The sequence below is a fragment of the Xanthomonas sp. BRIP62409 genome, assembly GCF_003992965.1.
Classification (GTDB): domain Bacteria; phylum Pseudomonadota; class Gammaproteobacteria; order Xanthomonadales; family Xanthomonadaceae; genus Xanthomonas; species Xanthomonas euroxanthea.
In genome coordinates, this window is the sequence record NZ_QEZJ01000008.1 from 44,460 (window position 1) to 63,944 (window position 19,485).

16 protein-coding genes and 1 pseudogene are annotated in these 19,485 nt (G+C 66.9%); 9 read left to right on the forward strand and 8 right to left on the reverse strand.

Going from position 1 to position 19,485, the window contains the following annotated elements:
* Positions 1-128: 128 nt before the first annotated feature.
* From ileS to murJ, 3 genes are all read right to left on the reverse strand, one after another.
* Complete coding sequence (gene ileS / locus EO170_RS00980) at positions 129-2,960, reverse strand: isoleucine--tRNA ligase (protein ID WP_126941858.1); 2,832 nt, start codon at positions 2,958-2,960, stop codon at positions 129-131.
* A 6-nt stretch (positions 2,961-2,966) separates the two neighbouring features.
* Entirely contained in the window at positions 2,967-4,055 is a 1,089-nt protein-coding gene (locus tag EO170_RS00985; protein ID WP_126941860.1) for a bifunctional riboflavin kinase/FAD synthetase, read from the reverse strand.
* A 218-nt stretch (positions 4,056-4,273) separates the two neighbouring features.
* Positions 4,274-5,866 (reverse strand): murein biosynthesis integral membrane protein MurJ, encoded by a 1,593-nt coding sequence (gene murJ / locus EO170_RS00990; protein ID WP_126941862.1) that lies wholly within the window; start codon positions 5,864-5,866, stop codon positions 4,274-4,276.
* A gap of 116 nt (positions 5,867-5,982) precedes the next feature.
* Here murJ and rpsT point away from each other — a divergent pair, with 116 nt between their 5' ends.
* Positions 5,983-6,252, forward strand: coding sequence for a 30S ribosomal protein S20 (gene rpsT / locus EO170_RS00995; RefSeq protein WP_002807888.1), 270 nt, complete (start codon positions 5,983-5,985; stop codon positions 6,250-6,252).
* Positions 6,253-6,343: 91 nt separating this feature from the next.
* Here rpsT and obgE read toward each other — a convergent pair whose 3' ends face one another.
* The 3 genes from obgE to rplU form a co-directional block, all read right to left on the reverse strand.
* Positions 6,344-7,393, reverse strand: coding sequence for a GTPase ObgE (gene obgE / locus EO170_RS01000; RefSeq protein WP_104582439.1), 1,050 nt, complete (start codon positions 7,391-7,393; stop codon positions 6,344-6,346).
* A gap of 232 nt (positions 7,394-7,625) precedes the next feature.
* Complete coding sequence (rpmA, locus tag EO170_RS01005; protein ID WP_003484326.1) at positions 7,626-7,886, reverse strand: 50S ribosomal protein L27; 261 nt, start codon at positions 7,884-7,886, stop codon at positions 7,626-7,628.
* Between the two features lie 13 nt (positions 7,887-7,899).
* On the reverse strand, positions 7,900-8,220 hold the full coding sequence (gene rplU / locus EO170_RS01010; RefSeq protein ID WP_016901712.1) for a 50S ribosomal protein L21: 321 nt from the start codon (positions 8,218-8,220) through the stop codon (positions 7,900-7,902).
* A gap of 291 nt (positions 8,221-8,511) precedes the next feature.
* On the opposite strand from rplU, the gene uvrA reads away from it, so the two are divergent.
* A complete protein-coding gene (uvrA, locus tag EO170_RS01015; protein WP_104650273.1) occupies positions 8,512-11,478 on the forward strand; it encodes an excinuclease ABC subunit UvrA in 2,967 nt (988 codons plus the stop codon).
* Positions 11,478-11,885 carry a thioesterase family protein gene (locus EO170_RS01020; RefSeq protein ID WP_119128901.1) on the forward strand — a complete coding sequence of 136 codons (408 nt, stop codon included), beginning with the start codon at positions 11,478-11,480 and terminating at the stop codon, positions 11,883-11,885. The genes uvrA and EO170_RS01020 overlap by 1 nt, the downstream gene beginning before the upstream one ends.
* Positions 11,886-12,148: 263 nt before the next feature.
* On the opposite strand, the gene EO170_RS01025 is transcribed toward EO170_RS01020, so the two are convergent.
* Positions 12,149-12,577 carry a copper chaperone PCu(A)C gene (locus tag EO170_RS01025; RefSeq protein WP_126941886.1) on the reverse strand — a complete coding sequence of 143 codons (429 nt, stop codon included), beginning with the start codon at positions 12,575-12,577 and terminating at the stop codon, positions 12,149-12,151.
* 65 nt (positions 12,578-12,642) lie between these two features.
* On the opposite strand from EO170_RS01025, the gene EO170_RS01030 reads away from it, so the two are divergent.
* The 4 genes and pseudogenes from EO170_RS01030 (at position 12,643) to EO170_RS01045 (ending at position 16,385) form a co-directional block, all read left to right on the forward strand.
* Positions 12,643-13,413, forward strand: coding sequence for an enoyl-CoA hydratase/isomerase family protein (locus EO170_RS01030; protein ID WP_126941864.1), 771 nt, complete (start codon positions 12,643-12,645; stop codon positions 13,411-13,413).
* 71 nt (positions 13,414-13,484) lie between these two features.
* Positions 13,485-14,399 carry an acyl-CoA thioesterase II gene (gene tesB, locus EO170_RS01035; protein ID WP_126941866.1) on the forward strand — a complete coding sequence of 305 codons (915 nt, stop codon included), beginning with the start codon at positions 13,485-13,487 and terminating at the stop codon, positions 14,397-14,399.
* Positions 14,400-14,547: 148 nt separating this feature from the next.
* Positions 14,548-15,060 carry a pathogenicity-like protein gene (locus EO170_RS01040; RefSeq protein ID WP_126941868.1) on the forward strand — a complete coding sequence of 171 codons (513 nt, stop codon included), beginning with the start codon at positions 14,548-14,550 and terminating at the stop codon, positions 15,058-15,060.
* 121 nt (positions 15,061-15,181) lie between these two features.
* Positions 15,182-16,385 (forward strand): annotated as a pseudogene (locus EO170_RS01045) (sigma-70 family RNA polymerase sigma factor).
* A 196-nt stretch (positions 16,386-16,581) separates the two neighbouring features.
* Here EO170_RS01045 and EO170_RS01050 read toward each other — a convergent pair.
* Positions 16,582-17,169 carry an EF-hand domain-containing protein gene (locus EO170_RS01050; protein WP_126941870.1) on the reverse strand — a complete coding sequence of 196 codons (588 nt, stop codon included), beginning with the start codon at positions 17,167-17,169 and terminating at the stop codon, positions 16,582-16,584.
* A gap of 40 nt (positions 17,170-17,209) precedes the next feature.
* Here EO170_RS01050 and EO170_RS01055 point away from each other — a divergent pair, with 40 nt between their 5' ends.
* Entirely contained in the window at positions 17,210-18,124 is a 915-nt protein-coding gene (locus EO170_RS01055; RefSeq protein ID WP_164740859.1) for an arginyltransferase, read from the forward strand.
* A 52-nt stretch (positions 18,125-18,176) separates the two neighbouring features.
* Positions 18,177-19,406, forward strand: a complete 1,230-nt coding sequence (locus tag EO170_RS01060) for an endonuclease/exonuclease/phosphatase family protein (RefSeq protein ID WP_241239365.1) — start codon at positions 18,177-18,179, stop codon at positions 19,404-19,406.
* Positions 19,407-19,485 lie beyond the last annotated feature (79 nt).

Sequence of the window (19,485 nt, forward strand, 5' to 3'; positions counted from 1 at the left end):
GCGGCGCCGGGGCCATCTACGACAGCGGTGAATGCCGATGAGCTCGCGCGCAGGCGCACGCCCGGCCCATCCGGGTCTCGATCACGCGTGGCAGGATCGGCCCGCCACACGCAATCATGCGCACCCCATCAGAACCAGCGACGCTCCTCGCCGGGGCCTTCGATATTGCTGACGCAGCGGCTGCACAGTTCCGGGTGACGCGGATCGCTGCCCACGCTGGCCTGGTGGTGCCAGCAGCGCGCGCACTTGGCCTTGCTGGTCGGCTGCGCGCTGACGAAGATGTCGTCGGTGCTGGCCGCGGTGACGGTGACATCGCCACTGATGAACAGGAAGCGCAGCTCCTCGGCCAGCGGCTGCCAACGCGCGGCAGTCTGTGCATCGGCAGCCACGGTGATCTCCGCTTCCAGCGCCGCACCGATCGCGCCATTGGCACGCATCGGCTCCAGCACCTTGGCCACCTGCTCGCGCAAGGCCAGCAGCTTGTCGACATCCGCACCGGTCAATGCAGCATCGGCCGGCAGCGGCGCCAGGCCGTCGTACCAGGTGGCGAACAGCACGTTATCGGTGTGCTTGCCCGGCAGGTAGCCCCACAGCTCTTCGGCGGTGAAGCTCAGCACCGGTGCGATCCAGCGCACGAACGCCTCGGCCACGTGATACATCGCGCTCTGCGCCGAACGGCGGCCGCGTGCATCCTCGGCCATCGTGTACAGACGGTCCTTGGTCACGTCCAGATACAGCGAGCCCAGATCCACGCTGCAGAAATTCAGCAGCGCCTGCACGATCTCGGCAAAGTCGTAGCGCGCATACGCGGCGACGATCTTCTCCTGCAGCTCGTGCGCGCGATGCACGATCCAGCGGTCCAGCAGCACCATGTCGTCCAGCGCCACCAGATGCTGCAGCGGATCGAAGCCATGCAGGTTGCCGAGCAGGAAGCGCGCGGTATTGCGCAGGCGACGGTACGCGTCGGCATTGCGCTTGAGGATTTCCTGCGACAGCGACATCTCGTTGCTGTAATCGGCCGAGGCGATCCACAGGCGCAGGATGTCCGCACCCAGGGTCTTCATGATGTCCTGCGGCTCGATGCCGTTACCCAGCGACTTGGACATCTTGCGGCCGTGCTCGTCCACGGTGAAGCCGTGGGTCAGGCACTGCTTGTACGGCGCCGCCCTGTCCATCGCCACGCCGGTCAGCAGCGAGGACTGGAACCAGCCACGGTGCTGGTCGGAGCCTTCCAGGTACAGGTCGGCCGGCTTGGGCAGGCCGCGGTCCACCAGCACCGCCTCGTGGGTCACGCCGGAGTCGAACCACACATCCAGGATGTCGGTGATCTTGTCGTAGTCGGCAGCCTCATCGCCCAGCAGTTCGGCCGCGTCCAGCGTGTACCACACGTCCACGCCGCCCAGCTCCACGCGGTCGGCGACCTGGCGCAGCAGCTCGGTGCTGCGCGGATGCGGCTCGCCGGTTTCGCGATGCACGAACAAGGCGATCGGCACGCCCCAGGTGCGCTGGCGCGAAATCGTCCAGTCCGGACGCCCGTCGACCATGCCGGCGATGCGTGCCTGGCCCCAGGACGGATACCAATGCACGTTGTCGATGGCCGCCAGCGCATCGGCGCGCAGGTTGGCCTGCTCCATCGAGATGAACCACTGCGGCGTGGCACGGAACGCGATCGGCGTCTTGTGCCGCCAGCAATGCGGATAGCTGTGCTCCATCTTGCTGGCCGCCAGCAACACGCTGGTGTCGCGCAGCGCCTCGATGAGGATGTCGTTGGCCTTCCAGATGTGCAGCCCGGCCAGCACGGTCTCGCCCAGCGGCGGCGTCGACGGCAGGTACACGCCGCGCCCGTCCACCGGGTTGATCTGCGCAGCGCCATAGCGCTCGAGCAGGCCGTACTGCTTGGAGACCTGGTAGTCCTCCTGGCCATGGCCCGGTGCGGTGTGCACCGCGCCGGTACCGTCCTCGGCCGACACGTGGTCGCCCAGCAACAGCGGGATTTCGCGCTCGGCATAGAACGGGTGGTTCAGCAGCATCTGCTCCAGCGCCGCACCCTTGGCATGCCCGTGCACCACCACCGTGTCCACGCCGTAGCGCGCCAGCGCCTTGCCGGCCAGGGCTTCGGCCACCACCAGCCAGCGCGGCTGGCCGCGATCGGCGGGGCCTTCGACCAGCACGTAGTCCAGGTCCGCGCCCAGGCTCACCGCCAGCGACGCCGGCAGCGTCCACGGGGTGGTGGTCCAGATCGGCACCGCCACGCCCACGTCCGCCGGCAGGCTCGCGCCGAATGCAGCAGCCACGGCCGCCGGATCGCGCGCCGGATAGGCGATATCCACCGTCGGCGACACCTTGTCGGCGTATTCGATCTCGGCCTCGGCCAGCGCCGAGCCACAGTCGAAGCACCAATGCACCGGCTTGACGCCGCGGGTCAGATGGCCGTTGTCGACCACCTTGGCCAGCGCACGGATCTCGTTGGCCTCGAAGCGGAAATCCAGCGTCTTGTACGGGTTGTCCCAGTCGCCGATCACGCCCAGGCGCTTGAAGTCGCGCCGCTGCAGGTCGATCTGCTCGGTGGCGTATTCACGGCACTTCTGGCGGAATTGCGCCGCATCCAGCTTCACGCCGACCTTGCCGTACTTTTTCTCGATCGCGATCTCGATCGGCAGGCCGTGGCAGTCCCAACCCGGGATGTAGGGCGCATCGAAGCCAGCCAGGTACTTCGACTTGACGATGATGTCCTTGAGGATCTTGTTGACCGCGTGGCCCAGATGGATCTGGCCATTGGCATACGGCGGGCCGTCGTGCAGCACGAACAGCGGGCGCCCGGCCGCATTGGCGCGCAGTTGCGCGTACAGCCCCTCGCGCTCCCAGCGCTCCAGCATCGCCGGCTCGCGCTTGGGCAGGTCGCCGCGCATCGGGAATTCCGTCGCGGGCAGATGGAGAGTGGCTTTGTAGTCTTGGGTCACAGGTCTCTACCGTTGCGCTGCGTTGTCTGAAGTGTCTGCACTTACATGTGCAGACGTTTGCGAGGAACTCGCGTGTCCATTGTCCGCACACGGATGTGCGGGCTCCTGCGAGGGACTCGCATCATAGGCGGGCTGTTGCGAGGAATTCGCGTGTGTCGCAGAAACTGCATGCCTGTCCAGCACCGCACGCGCCTGCTCGGCATCGCGGTGCATCTGCACCGTCAGCGCGTCCAGGCCGTCGAACTTCTCTTCGTCACGCAGCTTGGCGACGAATTCGACGGCGATATGCCGGCCATACAGATCGCCCTGGAAGTCGAACAGGTGCGCCTCCAGCAGCGGCTCCACGCCGGCCACCGTCGGCCGCGTGCCGAAGCTGGAGACCGACGGCCACGGCCGCTCGGCCACACCATGCACCCAGGTCGCGTAAATACCCGACAGCGCCGGCGTGCGGGGAAACCGCAGATTGGCGGTCGGATAGCCCAACGTGCGTCCAAGCTGCTTGCCGCGCACCACCCGCCCGCCAATGGCATACGGCCGGCCAAGCAATTGCCCGGCGTGCGCGAACTCGCCTGCACCCAGCAGCTCGCGGATGCGCGTGGCCGAGATGCGCTCACCGTGCAGATGCACCGGCGCGATTTCGCCCGCTTCGAAACCGTAGTGCGCACCGAGCGCGCGCAGAAGACCGATATCGCCACCACGCCGATGGCCGAAACGGAACTCCGGGCCGATCCAGACCTCCTTGGCGCATAGCCGGCCGACCAGGGCCAGCCGCACGAAATCCTCGGCGCTCATCGCCGACAGGCGGCCGTCGAAACGGATCATGCCCACGCTGTCGGCACCGAAGCCGTGCAGCCCTTCGATCTTGGCGCGGGCCAGGGTCAGCCGGGGCGGCGGCGCGGCCGGGGCGAAAAATTCGCGCGGCAGCGGCTCGAAGCTCACCGCCACCGCCGGCACGCCCAGCGCGCGCGCGCGCGCGACTGCGTGCTGCACCAATGCCCGATGCCCCAGGTGCAGGCCATCAAAGGCGCCGATGCAGACCACGCTTCCGTGCGGGAACAGCGTCCCGCCCTCGACGTCTCTAAACAGCCTGCTCATTCCTCGATCCAAACAGATGCCGGCCTGCCGGCCGACCCTCGTTGATGCATAACCCGCAAGTATAGCCGTGCCTGTCAACCCGCATGGGCGCGGCCGGGCCGGTGCCGCGCCAGCTGCGTCCCGGAAGCGGCCAGGCGATTGCGCGCCCGCCTGGCCCGGCATCAACCCCCACCGTCTGACCGATGGCTCTGCACCCGCTCGGCCAGCCTGGCAGGCGACTAGCCTTCGCGCAGATGCCGCGGCCGCAAACCGAGCGCCACCTGCGCCACCAGATACGTCGTCCCGCCGCTACCGACCAGCACTGCCAGCCAGCCGATGCGATCCCACTTGTCCATCACGGTGAACGATGGCAGCCACCACAGCAGGCTCAACAGCACCGCCACCATCGCCGCGCACGCCAGCAGCAGGCGCAGCGCATAGCCGGTCCAACCCGGCCGGCGCTGGTAGACGCCGGACTTGCCCAGCCAGTACCACAGCAAGCCCAGGTTGAGGTAACTCGACAGCGCGCTGGCAATGCCCAGCGCCAGATGCAGACCCGGCTGCTTGCCCAGCGCCTGCATCACGCCCTGCGCCTTGAGCTCGGGCGGCACCATGACCTGGTAGACCACCGCCAGCAACGCGAAGTTGAACACCATGTTGGCGATCAACGCCGCCACGCCGGCCCGCACCGGGGTACGGGTGTCCTGGCGGGCGTAGAAGGCCGGCAGCAGCACCTTGAGCATGGCGTAAGCCGGCAGGCCGAAGCTCAGGCCATAGACCGACATCGCGGTCATCCGCGTATCGAAGGCAGTGAACTGACGGTACTGGAACAAGGTCGCCACCAGCGGCTCGGCCAGCAGCAGCAAGCCGAGCATTGCCGGCACTGCGATCAACAGCGTGGTGCGGAACCCCCAGTCCAGCGCGCCGGAGAACGCGCTGCGGTCGGTCTTGACGTGATGGCGCGCCAGCGCCGGCAGGATCACCGTGCCCAGCGCCACCCCGAACACGCCCAGCGGCAGCTCCAGGAAGCGGTCGGCCAGCGACAGCCACGACTGCGAGCCATCAGCCAGGCGCGCGGCGATGACCGTGTCCAGCATCAGGTTGATCTGCGCAATCGACGAACCGAACAGGGTCGGGATCATCAAGGTCAGCACCTTGCGCACGTCCGGATGCATCCAGCCCCAGCGCGGCAGCGTCAGCAGATCGATGCCTCTCAACGCCGGCAGCTGAAACAGCAACTGCAGCGCACCGGCCACCAGCACCGCCCAGCCCAACGCCAGGATCGGCACCTCCAGCCGCGGCGCCAGCCACAGGGCACCGGCGATCATGCACAGGTTGAGGATCACCGGCGTCAGTGCCGGAATCGCAAACCGCTGAAAGCTGTTGAGCGCCCCGCCCGCCAGCGCGGTCAACGACACGAACAGCAGAAACGGAAACGTCAGCCGCAGCAGATCCACCAGCAGGCCGTACTTGTCCGGATCGGTGGCCGCGCCATCGGAAAACACCGATGCCAGCTGCGGGGTGAAGATCAGCCCCAGTGCGGTGATCACAAGCAACATCCCACCCAGCGTGCCGGACACCCGCGACATCAGCTCGCGCAGGTCCGCATGCGGGCGGGTTTCCTTGACTTCGGTGAACACCGGCACGAAGGCGGTGGCGAACGAGCCCTCGGCGAACAGGCGACGCAGGAAATTGGGGATCCGGAACGCCACCCAGAACGCGTCGGTCACCGCATTGGCGCCAAAGGTGGTGGAGATCGCCTGGTCGCGGATCAGGCCCAATACCCGCGACACCATGGTCATACTGCTGAATGAGAGCAGGCCTCTCAACATGCCGGGCTTGCTCACGCAGCCTCCCTCTTGACAACTGACTTGACGTACATAACTAAGCCCATCATACTTTCCCGCTTGCTTTTTCCACTACACCGATTTTTCAGGAACCCACCACCGTGGCCAATATCAAGTCCGCCAAGAAGCGCGCCAAGCAGACCGTTGTGCGCAATGAGCGCAACACGGGCCAGCGTTCGATGCTGCGCACCGCCGTCAAGAAGGTGATCAAGGCCCTTGACGCCAACGATGCTGCAGGCGCCGAAGCTGCTTTCGCCGTCGCTCAGCCCATCCTCGACCGTTTCAGCGCCCGTGGCCTGATTCACAAGAACAAGGCTGCGCGTCACAAGAGCCGTCTGACCGCTCGCATCAAGGCCATCAAGGCCGCGTAAGCGCGCCGTGTCGGCATCACCGCAGGCCTGGCTTGCGGTGGCATAGAAAAACCCGGCCTTGGCCGGGTTTTTTGTGTGCCTGCGCATGCGCTCAGCCGGCATTGCGTGCCTCGAGCTCGTCCTCGCGCTGACGGTCGAAGAACGCCATGACGTCCTTCATGATCGGGAAGGTGCCATCGCGACCCAGCGCCGAGACCAGATACCACGGCGCGGTCCAGCCCAGTTCGGCCACGATCGTCTCGGCCGCGGCGCGCGCCTCGTCCTCGAACATCAGGTCGGCCTTGTTGAGCACCAGCCAGCGCGGCTTCTTCAGCAATTCGGGATCGTGACGCTCCAGCTCGCGCTCGATGGTGCGCACCTGGTCCACCGGTGACGCCTCCACACCACCATCCATCGGCGAGATGTCCACCAGATGCAGCAGCAGGCGGGTGCGCTGCAGATGGCGCAGGAACTGCGTGCCCAGCCCGGCACCGTCGGCCGCGCCCTCGATCAGGCCCGGCACGTCGGCGATGACGAAGCTGCGATACGCCTCGACACTGACTACGCCCAGATTCGGATACAGGGTGGTGAACGGATAGTCGGCCACCTTCGGGGTCGCCGAGGACACCGCGCGGATCAGCGTGCTCTTGCCCGCGTTGGGAAAGCCTAGCAGGCCGACGTCGGCCAGCAGCTTCAGCTCCAGCTTGAGCAAGCGCTCCTCGCCCTCTTCACCGGTGGTGGACTGGCGCGGCGCACGGTTGACCGAGCTTTTGAAATGCATGTTGCCCAGGCCGCCCTTGCCGCCCTTGGCCACCAGCAGGCGATCGCCATGCTGGGTCAGGTCGCCGATGACTTCGTCGGTCTGCACGTTCATCACCACGGTGCCGACCGGCACCACGATGATGCGGTCTTCGCCACCCTTGCCGTAGGCCTGGCGGCCCATGCCGTTCTCGCCGCGCTGTGCCTTGAAGGTGCGCTCATGCCGGAAGTCGACCAGCGTATTGACGTTCTCGTCGGCCACGATCCACACGCTGCCGCCGTTGCCGCCATCACCGCCGTCGGGCCCGCCGAGCGGGATGAACTTCTCGCGGCGAAAGCCGACACAGCCATTGCCGCCATTGCCGGCACTGACCAGGATTTCTGCTTCGTCGACTAACTTCATGAGATTTGAGATTCGTAATTTGGGATTGGTAACACCACCGCAGGACGCCGCTAGGCCGCTGCGGAAACAGCAGGAAGCAGCGGTATCAGGACTATCGAGATCCGCCGTTGCGAATCCCCAATCCCGAATCCCCACTCCCGGCCGTCAAACGAAAAACCCCGCAAAAGCGGGGCTTTCCGTCTCGTCCACCGGGCAGCGATGCCTGGCGGACTGGCCTGCATGGAGCGGGCGATTACGCCTCGGCAACCACGCTGACGGTACGACGCTTCTTCGGGCCCTTGGTGGAGAACTCCACCTTGCCGTCGACCAGCGCAAACAGCGTGTGGTCACGGCCGAGGCCGACGCCGGCGCCCGGATGAAACTGGGTGCCGCGCTGACGCACGATGATGTTGCCGGCATCGATGGCCTGGCCACCGAAAATCTTCACACCCAGGTACTTCGGGTTGGAATCGCGACCGTTGCGCGAGGAACCTACGCCTTTTTTATGTGCCATGACTGGTTCTCCTTTACTTCTTATCGCCACCGGCAATGCCGGTGATCTCGATTTCGGTGTAGTACTGACGGTGTCCCTGACGCTTCATGTGGTGCTTGCGGCGACGGAACTTGATGATGCGCACCTTATCGGCGCGGCCATGGGCCACGACCTTGGCGGTGACCGAGGCGCCCTTCAGCGCATCGCCCAGCTTGATGCCATCGCTATCGCCCAGCATCAGGACGGTGTCGAACTTGATCTCGTTGCCAGCTTCGACTTCGAGCTTTTCCACGCGGAGCGTTTCGCCCTGCGCGACGCGGTATTGCTTACCGCCGGTTACCAGAACTGCGTACATGACCAGGTTTTCCTCTGTAGTTATTATGGTCGCACTGACGTGCCCTAGGGCAGACAGGAGCGGGATTGTACGGGCTGACGGGGTTTGGGGTCAACCTGCCGGGCGCCGGGCCGCAGCCATGCCCGATTCGCCCGTGCAACGCATCATCCGGCCGCCACAGCGGCCCGGTCAGACTGGCATTTGGGGCAATTGCCCTCACCTAGGTCGGCGGGTAGGCTGATCGACTGCCACTCATTCCTGCTGAGCACGCTCGCACCACTGCCGGTTCGCCGGCCCGACATCGGATCCCCCATGGCGATGGATTTCATCCGCATCCGCGGCGCGCGGACGCACAACCTCAAGAACATCGACCTCGACCTGCCTCGCGACAAGCTGATCGTGATCACCGGCCTGTCCGGCTCGGGCAAGTCGTCGCTGGCGTTCGACACCATCTATGCGGAGGGTCAGCGCCGCTACGTCGAGTCGCTGTCGGCGTATGCGCGCCAGTTCCTCAGCGTGATGGAAAAGCCGGACCTGGACCACATCGAAGGCCTGTCCCCGGCGATCTCGATCGAACAGAAATCGACCTCGCACAACCCCCGTTCCACGGTCGGCACCATCACCGAGATCTACGACTACCTGCGCCTGCTGTACGCGCGTGTCGGCCAGCCGCGTTGCCCCGATCATGGTTTCCCGCTGGAGGCGCAGACCGTCAGCCAGATGGTCGACCACATGCTCACGCAGGACCAGGAGCAGCGTTACATGCTGCTGGCGCCGGTGATCCGCGAGCGCAAGGGCGAACATGCGCAGGTCTTCGAGCAACTGCGCGCGCAAGGCTTCGTGCGCGTGCGCGTGGATGGCGAGTTGTACGAGATCGACGCGGTGCCGCCATTGGCGCTGCGCCAGAAGCACACCATCGAGGCGGTGATCGACCGCTTCCGGCCGCGCGAGGACATCAAGCAACGGCTGGCGGAAAGCTTCGAGACCGCGCTCAAGCTCGGCGAAGGCATGGTCGCGGTGCAGTCGCTGGACGACCCGGCCGCCGCGCCGCACCTGTTCTCGTCCAAGTACAGCTGCCCGGTCTGCGATTACTCGCTGCCGGAGCTGGAGCCGCGGCTGTTTTCGTTCAACGCACCGGTGGGCGCCTGCCCGAGCTGCGATGGCCTGGGCGTGGCCGAGTTCTTCGACCCGGATCGCGTCGTGGTGCATCCGGAGCTGTCGCTGTCGGCCGGCGCGGTGCGTGGCTGGGATCGGCGCAACGCCTATTATTTCCAGCTGATCGCCTCGCTGGCCAAGCACTACAAGTTCGACGTGGATGCGGTGTGGAATTCGCTGCCGGCCAAGGTGCGCCAGGCAGTGCTGTTCGGCAGCGGCGATGAGGTGATCAGCTTCACCTACTTCACCGATGCGGGCGGTCGCACCACGCGCAAGCACCGGTTCGAAGGCATCCTGCCGAACCTGGAACGCCGTTACCGCGAAACCGAATCGCCGGCCGTGCGCGAGGAGCTGAGCAAGTACGTCAGCCAGCAGCCCTGCCCGGCCTGCAACGGCACGCGACTGAATCGTGCCGCGCGCAACGTGTTCGTGGCCGACCGCCCGCTGCCCGAACTGGTGGTGCTGCCGGTCAACGAGGCGCTGAGCTTTTTCCGTGGCTTGTCGCTGCCGGGCTGGCGCGGCGAGATCGCCAGCAAGATCGTCAAGGAGATCGGCGAGCGGCTGGGCTTCCTGGTCGATGTCGGCCTGGATTACCTGACGCTGGAGCGCAAGGCCGACACCCTGTCCGGCGGCGAGGCGCAGCGCATTCGCCTGGCCAGCCAGATCGGTGCCGGCCTGGTCGGGGTGATGTACGTGCTGGACGAGCCGTCGATCGGCCTGCATCAGCGCGACAACGAACGCCTGCTCGGCACGCTGACGCGGCTGCGCGACCTGGGCAACACCGTCATCGTCGTCGAGCACGACGAGGACGCGATCCGCCTGGCCGACTACGTGCTGGATATCGGCCCCGGCGCCGGCGTGCACGGTGGCGAGATCTGCGCGCAGGGCACGCTGCAGGACATCCTGGATGCGCCCGGCTCGCTGACCGGCCAGTACCTGTCGGGAAAGCGCCGCATCGAGATCCCCAAGCAGCGCCACAAGCCCAACCCGAAGATGATGCTGCATCTGCGCGGGGCCACCGGCAACAACCTGAAGAATGTCGATCTGGACATTCCGGCCGGCCTGCTGACCTGCATCACCGGCGTGTCCGGCTCGGGCAAGTCCACGCTGATCAACGACACCCTGTTTTCGCTGGCCGCCAACGAGATCAACGGCGCCTCGCATCCGGTGGCCGCGCATCGCGAGGTCGAGAACCTGGATCTGTTCGACAAGGTCGTGGATATCGACCAGTCGCCGATCGGGCGCACCCCGCGCTCCAATCCGGCCACCTATACCGGCATGTTCACGCCGTTGCGCGAGTTGTTCGCGCAGGTGCCGGAAGCGCGCGCGCGCGGGTATTCGCCGGGCCGTTTCAGCTTCAACGTGCGCGGCGGACGCTGCGAGGCCTGCCAGGGCGATGGCCTGATCAAGGTGGAGATGCACTTCCTGCCCGACGTCTACGTGCCCTGCGATGTCTGCCACGGCAAGCGCTACAACCGCGAGACGCTGGAGATCCGCTACAAGGGTTTCAACATCAGCGACGTGCTGCAGATGACCGTCGAGGACGCGCTGCGGCTGTTCGAGCCGGTGCCGTCGATCGCGCGCAAGCTGGAAACGCTGGTGGATGTGGGCCTGAGCTACATCAAGCTGGGCCAGAGCGCCACCACGCTGTCCGGCGGTGAGGCGCAGCGCGTCAAGTTGTCCAAGGAGCTGTCGCGCCGCGATACCGGACGCACCCTGTACATCCTCGACGAGCCGACCACCGGCCTGCACTTCCACGACATCGAGGCGCTGCTCGGCGTGCTGCACAAGCTGCGCGACGAGGGCAACACGGTGGTGGTGATCGAACACAACCTGGACGTGATCAAGACCGCCGACTGGATCGTGGACCTGGGCCCGGAAGGCGGCCATCGTGGCGGCAGCATCCTGGTCTCCGGCACGCCGGAAGATGTGGCTGCGCACAAGGCGTCCTACACCGGACAGTTCCTGGCCAAGATGCTGCCGTCGGTGAAGGCGCGCGAGACCCGGCCGGCGGCGATGGCCAACAAGCCCGACGCGCGTCCGCCACGCAAGGTCAAACCGGAGAAGGTGGCGAAAGTCGCCAAGTCCGCCACCAAGAAAACCGCGAAGAAGAAGGCAAGCTGATGAGCGAAGAGCACAAGGTGTTGGCACGCATCCCGATCAGCGTGCGCTGGCGCGACATGGACAGCATGGGCCATGTCAACAACGCCAAGTACATTTCGTATCTGGAAGAAGCGCGCGTGCGCTGGATGCTGGGCGTGCAAGGCGTGTCGATGACCGACCGTATCGCGCCGGTGGTCGCCGCCACCAACGTCAACTACAAGCGCCCGCTGGTATGGCCGAACGACATCCTGGTGGAACTGTTCGTCGAGCGCCTGGGCAGCAGCAGCATCACCATCGGCCACCGCATCCTCGACCAGAAGGACGAGGGCGTGCTGTATTCCGATGGCAACGTGGTGGTGGTGTGGATCGATACGCAGACCGGCAAGAGCGCATCGCTGCCGGACGCAGTACGCGCCGCCAGCAGCTGAGATTTGCCAGTTGCGCGCTGGATCTCCGGCGCCAGACAGCGACGGCGGCTCTCCCGGGAGCCGCCGTTTTTGTTTGCAGCGATCCTGTCATGCCGCTGCGTGATATCACCGACAGGCCGCGTGATCGGGAACGGACCGACACAATGAAGTGACAGCCTGCTCGCCACCACGCATCGCGTTTAATCGGCTACATCGCGCAGTGGGCTCTGCAAGGACTGCAGCCTGCGAGGCTACAGCCTCGCTCAGCCACGCCCTGCGCGCGGTTACGCCCCCGGCGCGCGCTTGCGCGCCTGCAGCGTGGTCTTGATCTGGCGGCCATCCTGCAGGGTGAAGGTCACCGGCACCTGCGCGCCTTCCTGCAGCGGCGCACGCGCTTCCATCAGCATCAGATGCAGACCGCCCGGCGCAAGCGGGACCGACCTGCCGGCCGGCAACGCCAGCTCCGGCACCGCGCGCATGCGGCTGACACCGTTGGTCTGCGTGGTCTCGTGGATGGACACATCGGCAAACGCGCTGCTCCTGGCCGCGGTGACCTTCGACGGCTGCGCACAGCCGTTGTGGAACTGCCCGAATCCCGCTGCCATGCCCATGCCACCAGGCGGCGGAATGCGGATCCAGCCGTCCTTGAACTCGGGCAGGCACTGCGCGCCAGCGCCTGCACTTGCCAGTACCACCAACGCACCCAGCAGCAGGCGTCCCTGCATGCGCCGCCTGCTTCGACTGCCGTCTATCATGACCCAACCTCCAGGAGCCCCGAATGAGCATCCAGATCTTAGACCATGGCCGTCTTCGCGAAATCCGTCTGGCGCGCCCGCCGGTCAATGCACTGGACAGCGCGTTGTGCCAAGCGCTGAGCGTTGCGGTGCAGCAGGCCGGCGAGGAGACCGACGGCATCGTGCTGTCGGGTAGCGAGCGGATCTTTTCCGGTGGCATGGACGTGCCGCACCTGCTGGCGCACGGCACCGACCGCGCCGCGTTGCTGGCCAGCTGGACGGCCTTCTTCGAGGCCGCACAGGCGCTGGCCAACAGCCGCGTGCCGGTGGTGGCGGCCATCGGCGGGCATGCGCCGGCCGGCGGCTGTGTGCTGGCGCTGTGCTGCGACTACCGGGTGATGGCGCGCAGCGCCGATACCGCCAGGCCCTATGCGATCGGCTTGAACGAGGTGCAGGTGGGCCTGGCCGCACCGGAAGGCATCCAGCGCCTGTTGCGCCGCGTGGTCGGTGCGCACCGCGCCGAGCGCCTGCTGATCTCCGGCCAGTTGCTGCCTGCCGAACAGGCGGTCACGATCGGCCTGGTCGACGAACTTGTCGATGGCGACCTGGTCACCGCCCGCGCGGTGGCCTGGCTGCAGGAGCTGCAGCAGCTGCCACGCCAGCCGATGCTGACCACGCGCGCGATTGCGCGGGCCGATCTGCGCGCGGCGCTGGCGCCGGAGCTGATCCAGCTGGAGCGCTTTGTCGACGGCTGGTACGCGCCCGATGCGCAGGCTGCCTTGCACGGCCTGGTCGCGCGGCTGCAGAAGACCTGAGCCGGCGCCCGGCACGGCGCGCACGGGCGGCCCGCTATAATCGCGGTCCGTCGCACGCCCAGGCCAGCCCCTTGTCCGCCACTGCTGAACCCGTCGTCTCCGAACTGATCAGCCTGCTGTCGCTGGAGCGCCTGGAAGACAACCTGTTCCGCGGCCAGAGCCGCGATATCGGTACCAAGTACGTGTTCGGCGGGCAGGTGCTGGGCCAGGCGCTGGCGGCCGCGCAGGCCACCGTGGACAACGGCCGCCAGGCGCATTCCCTGCATGCTTATTTCCTGCGCGCCGGCAACATCGACCACCCGATCGTCTACGACGTCGACCGCACCCGCGATGGCGGCAGTTTTTCGGTGCGCCGGGTCACCGCGATCCAGCACGGCAAGGTGATCTTCTTCTGCGCGGCCTCGTTCCAGCAGCGCGAGGACGGCGCCGAGCATCAGTCGGTGATGCCGGTGGTGCCGCCGCCCGAAGACATCGAACCCACTCCGCCATTGGCAGCGGAGGTGCTGGAGAAACTGCCTGCCAAGGTGCAGCGCTGGCTGTCGCGTGGCGGCCCGTTCGAGTTTCGCCATGTCTTCCCGCGCGACGAACTCAGGCCGCCCAAGCGCCCGCCGTTCCAGCAGATGTGGCTGCGCCTGAGCGACCCGGTCGGCGACGACGTGGGCCTGCACCAGGCCTTGCTGGCGTATGCCTCGGATTTTCAGCTGCTGGGCACCTCCACGTTTCCGCACGGCATCAGCTACTACACGCCGAACGTGCAGATGGCCTCGCTCGATCACGCGCTGTGGTTCCACCGCCCGTTCCGCACCGACGACTGGCTGCTGTATTCGCTCGACAGCCCCACCGCGCAGGGTTCGCGTGGCCTGGCGCGCGGGCAGTTCTTCACCCGCGATGGCGTGCTGGTCGCCAGCACCACGCAGGAAGGCCTGATCCGCGTGGTGCCCGACGGCGGTACGATCGCCGTGCCGGCAAACGACGTGCCATGTTGATGTCTCCACTGCGTTGGCCGTGCATCGGCATGCCGGTTGCCGCGTCCACCTTGCCGCGCGGATCGATGCCCCTGGCTTTCCTCTTCTTCAGCTCGGACACGCGCCCTCGCCATGCGCTGTGTTCGGCAATCGCCGGCACCCCTTAAGCATGCGCAAGATCTTCAGCAGTCAACGTATCGAAACCGCCGAAGGCGTGGCCGATCTCCTGCGCAACGCCGGCATCGACGTGCGCATGAGCAACGGCCGCTCCTACGAGAGCAAACGCAGCGGCCAGTTCAGCTACCTCGAACAGGGCAACGCGCAGGCCTATCCCACGGTGTGGATCGTGCACGCCGACGACCAGCCGCGCGCACGCGACCTGCTGCGCGACGCACGCCTGCTCGACACCACCCGCCGCGATCTGCCGAATGTGGAATACACCTTCCGCGACGGCGAAAACGGCTCCAGCACCAACGCGCGCAGCTGGGCCTGGCGCATCCGGCTGGTACTGCTGCTGGTGATCGGCGCGGTCGCCATGTTCGTGGTGCTGCGCCATCGCAATGCGCCCGACGCAGTCGGGCCGGCGGCACAGCCGGCAGCGCGGCAGGCGCCTGCCGGCACCACGGCGCGGCCAGCCGCAGAGGACGAAGAAGTGCGCGTGCGGATCCAGCCGACGCGCTGAGCGCGGCCAGCCAGGGTGCAACGCGGCCACCCGTCGCTGCGGTCGGCGCGCCACCACCATCCCCCCGGTCACATCCGGCGCTCGCATGCGTCATGCTGGGACCAGGACATGGATTGCGCCGATGCATACCGACACGCTGGATCTGATGTTGCAACGCGAATTGCCGGTCGCTGCCGCCGGCTGCCAGCAGGCGTATGGCCGCATCGTGCGCGCCTGCCAGAACACGGTGACCGCCATCGCGCTGGCGATCACCCGCGATATCGCCGCCAGCGAAGACATCGCACAGGAAGCCTTCCTGCGCGCCTGGCAGCGACTTGCACAATTGCATCAGCCAGCCAGTTTCCTGCCCTGGCTGCGGCAGATCACCCGCAACCTGGCGCGCGACTGGCTGCGCGCCAACCGGCATCGTGCACTCAGCGGTGAAGCGGCCGAGCTTGCGATCGCCATGGCCGCCGACCCGGCCCCCTCGCCCGCCGACCATCTGCTGCAGGTGGAAGAAGAGATCGCCGCGCTCGACATCATTTCGGCATTGCCCGAGGAAAGCCGCGAGACGCTGCTGCTGTACTACCGCGAAGGCCAGAGTTCACGGCAGGTCGCCGCACTGCTCGGCCTCAGCGACGCGGCCGTGCGCAAGCGCCTGTCGCGGGCGCGGGCCAGCGTGCGCGGCGAGCTGTTGCGCCGGTTCGGCGAGTTCGCGCGTGGCAGCGCGCCCAGCGTGGCCTTTGCCACTGCGGTGACCTCGGCAACCCTGCTGGCCGCGCCCGGGACGGCGAGCGCGGCCATCGTGCTGACGGGCATGGGTGGCGCGGGCAAGTTAGGCGTGAGCGGGCTGACCGGCTCGGCATTGGGCGGGGGCGGCGCCGCGGGTGCGCTGAGCCTCTGGCTCGGCATGCCGGCGCTGTTCGGCGCTGTTCGCCGCTGGCGCCGTGCTGGTTGCTGGAGTCGGCACGTACTGGTCGTGCTGGTATCTGCTGCGCTTTGCGCAGACCGCCGCCGAGGCCGCCGCGATCCGTCGTTTCCTGCACGCCACCACGCTGACATCGGTGCTGGTGGTGGGCGGCACGCTGCTGTTGAAACATCTGGATGCGGGTGCGTGGGCGTCGTTGCTGATGCTCTGCGCAGGCATGGCGGTGCTCAACTATCAATCCATCCGGGTGCTGCCCCGCGTCATGCGCCCCATGCTGGAACGCGATGCGCAACGACGCGGCAGCACGCAGGCACCGCTGCTGTATCGCTGCATGTTCAGCCCGGGTGCGACGCTGGTGAGCACGGCGGCAGTCATGCTGCCCATCCTGCGGCACTACATGAAGCTGGGGATGCTCTGATCCCGGCGTGACGTCACCGCCGCAGGCACCAATGGCGAACATGTCCAATCAACAAAAAACGGCCCCCTGCTTGCGCAGGAGGCCGTCGGTCGATCGGCGCCTTGTTGCGTAGTGCTGTTTACATGCTGCAGATGACGCGGGGACTGCCCCCGGTCGCAGCACTGCGACCGGATAACGCTGCCGCGACGGGAGGAACTCAGTTGCCCGCAGCAGGCTTGGCCGGCATCGGACGCTTGCCGTGATCGCCATGCTCGCCGGGACCGCGCGGGCCATGCTCGCCACGCTGCTTGGATGCGGCATCGAACTCGGCCTTGCTCAGCTTGCCGTCCTTGTCGGTGTCGGCCTTGGCAAACCACGCGTCGCGATGCTGCTGCATGCGCAGTTCACGGTCGGCGCGATCGACAAAGCCGTCCTTGTTGACGTCCATCTCATCGAAACGCCCAGCGAACTTGGGCTCGGCCTTGGCTTCTTCGCGGCTGATGCGGCCGTCCTTGTTGGTATCGAGCTTGCTCATCCATTCGCCGCGCCCAGCACGTCCCGGGCCGCGGTGATGCGGGCGCTCGTCGCGCGACAGCTTGCCGTCCTTGTTGGTGTCCAGGGTGTCGAACTGTGCGGCCAGCTTGGGATCGGCAGCGGCCTCGCTGCGATCGATCACGCCATCGCCGTTCTTGTCGAGTTTGGCAGGACGCGGCGCATCGCCGGCGGCAGGCGGGGCGGCGAATACCGCGCCGGTAGACAGGGCAGCCAGCACGGCCAGTGCGAGAAACGGTTTGCGAGACGTCATGGGAAACTCCTGGGATGTGGGAACCACACGCGGCACCTGCATGGGCCGCATCGCGTGGGTGGCGCATCCGGATCCACCGTGCGCTGCCACCAACACCCACATCAACGAGCCATCGGCGCGCGCGTTGACGCGGCGACCGGGCGTATTCATCCGGCGGACAGTCGCCGCTGTTGCGACGCGCAGGCGCTATCCTGACGCCATGGCCATCCACGCCGACACCCATGACGACCTGCGCCTGTTCCAGACCGGCGAGCATGCCTGTGGCTACTGGCCCGACCGCCGCGCACGCGACCTGGTGCTGGATCCGCACGATCCGCGGCTGGGCGCGATCTATCCGCAGGCCCTGGCATGGGGATTCCGTCGCTCCGGCGATCTGGTCTACCGGCCGCATTGCGAACATTGCCGCGCCTGCGTGCCGGTGCGCATCGCGGTGGATGCGTTCCGCCCCGATCGCAGCCAGCGCCGCTGCCTGGCGCGCAACACGGACCTGGTGGTGCGCGTGGTCGCCGCCGAACGCACCGACGAACAACTCGCGTTGTACCGGCAGTACCTCCAGCACCGCCATCCCGGCGGCGGCATGGACGAACATGGCGCCACCGAATTCGACCAGTTCCTGATCGGCGGCTGGTCGCATGGACGCTTCCTGGAAATTCGCGAACCCGCAGTGGCGCACGCGCCGGGGCGACTGCTCGCCGTTGCGGTCACCGATGTCACCGAGCATGCGTTGTCGGCGGTGTATACGTTCTACGCACCGGATGCCACTGCGCGCAGCCTGGGCACATTCGCGATCCTGCAGCAGATCCAGTGGGCGCAACGCGAGCGCCGCGCGCATGTGTATCTGGGCTACTGGATCGACGGCCATGCCAAGATGAACTACAAGCGCCGCTTCAGCGCGCTGGAGGCCTACGACGGCCGCCAATGGCGCGGGCTTCCTGCCACTGCACCGGAAGGTTGAACCACGCCGGGACGACATCGGCCTGTCGTCTTGCACATGCGAGAATGTCGCGATGATCAAACCTCTTTTCCTGCTTGCGCTGACTGCGCTCTGCGCCGCCTGCGCACATCAGGCGACCTCTCCGGATACAGGCGCCAAGGCAACTGCCGCCTCCGCGCCGGCCCGGCTGCGCATCGCCACCTACAACACCTCGCTGTATTCCGACCAGGCCGGCGGCCTGGTGCGCGAGCTGCAAGGCGACAGCGCACATGCGCGCAAGATCGCCGCAGTGCTGCAGCGGGTGCGCCCGGATCTGGTGCTGCTCAACGAGTTCGATTTCGACCCCGAGCACCGCGCCGCCGACCTGTTCCAGCAGCGCTATCTGCAGGTTGCCCAGCCGGGCGGCGGCGAGGCGTTGCGCTATCCGTACCGCTATCTGGCCCCGGTCAACACCGGCGTGCCGAGCGGCCTGGATCTGGACAACAACGGCAGCACCGGTGGCGACGGCCGCACCCGCGGCAACGATGCATGGGGCTACGGACTGCACCCCGGCCAGTACGGCATGCTGGTGCTGTCGCGCTACCCGATCGATGCGCAGGCGGTGCGCAGTTTCCAGTTATTGAAATGGAGCGCACTGCCGGGCGCGCTGCGGCCGACCGACCCATCCAGCAAACGATCGTTCTATAGCGATGCGATCTGGGCACAACTGCGGCTGTCGTCCAAGTCGCATTGGGACGTGCCGGTGCGCACGCCGCTCGGTGTGGTGCATGCGCTGGTCTCGCACCCCACCCCGCCGGTGTTCGATGGCGCCGAAAAGCGCAACGTCGCACGCAACCATGACGAACTGCGGCTATGGCGCGAGTACCTGGACAATCCCAAGGACGCCGGCTGGCTGTGCGACGACCAGGGCCGCTGCGGTGGGCTGCCCGCCGATGCGCGCTTCGTCATTCTCGGCGACCTCAATAACGACCCGGTCGATGGTGCCGGCCGGCACGATGCGATCCGCGCGTTGGTCACGCACCCGCGGGTGCTGCAGTACCCCGCGCCGCACAGTGCGGGCGGCCCGGAAAAGACCGCCGAGTACGCCGCGCAAGGCATCGCGCACAAGGGCGATGCGCACCAGGTCACCGGCGACTTCGGGCCGCAGGCGGGCACGATGCGCCTGGACTACGTGCTGCCTTCGCGCCAGTTCAGCTTGATCGGCAGCGGCATCTTCTGGCCCGCCAGCACCGCGCCCGAAGCGGCCATTGCCGACGGCAGCGATCATCATGCGGTGTGGGTGGATGTGGCTGGGGAGCCGTGATTGGGGATTCGGGATTCGAAGCGTCGGGCTGTTGCTTGTGGCGTGGCGCGAGTGCAGCTTGTCGCCGCAATCGCGCCAT

What these genes read in the sequence shown, in the direction of transcription:
- EO170_RS00985 (WP_126941860.1), bottom strand. Translation starts at nt 4,055, where the DNA reads ATGAGCAGGCTGTTTAGAGACGTCGAGGGCGGGACGCTGTTCCCGCAC.
- rpmA (WP_003484326.1), bottom strand. Translation starts at nt 7,886, where the DNA reads ATGGCACATAAAAAAGGCGTAGGTTCCTCGCGCAACGGTCGCGATTCC.
- EO170_RS01050 (WP_126941870.1), bottom strand. Translation starts at nt 17,169, where the DNA reads ATGACGTCTCGCAAACCGTTTCTCGCACTGGCCGTGCTGGCTGCCCTG.
- EO170_RS01055 (WP_164740859.1), top strand. Translation starts at nt 17,210, where the DNA reads ATGGGCCGCATCGCGTGGGTGGCGCATCCGGATCCACCGTGCGCTGCC.
- EO170_RS01060 (WP_241239365.1), top strand. Translation starts at nt 18,177, where the DNA reads ATGATCAAACCTCTTTTCCTGCTTGCGCTGACTGCGCTCTGCGCCGCC.
- EO170_RS01030 (WP_126941864.1), top strand. Translation starts at nt 12,643, where the DNA reads ATGAGCATCCAGATCTTAGACCATGGCCGTCTTCGCGAAATCCGTCTG.
- murJ (WP_126941862.1), bottom strand. Translation starts at nt 5,866, where the DNA reads ATGTTGAGAGGCCTGCTCTCATTCAGCAGTATGACCATGGTGTCGCGG.
- rplU (WP_016901712.1), bottom strand. Translation starts at nt 8,220, where the DNA reads ATGTACGCAGTTCTGGTAACCGGCGGTAAGCAATACCGCGTCGCGCAG.
- EO170_RS01040 (WP_126941868.1), top strand. Translation starts at nt 14,548, where the DNA reads ATGCGCAAGATCTTCAGCAGTCAACGTATCGAAACCGCCGAAGGCGTG.
- EO170_RS01020 (WP_119128901.1), top strand. Translation starts at nt 11,478, where the DNA reads ATGAGCGAAGAGCACAAGGTGTTGGCACGCATCCCGATCAGCGTGCGC.
- obgE (WP_104582439.1), bottom strand. Translation starts at nt 7,393, where the DNA reads ATGAAGTTAGTCGACGAAGCAGAAATCCTGGTCAGTGCCGGCAATGGC.
- uvrA (WP_104650273.1), top strand. Translation starts at nt 8,512, where the DNA reads ATGGCGATGGATTTCATCCGCATCCGCGGCGCGCGGACGCACAACCTC.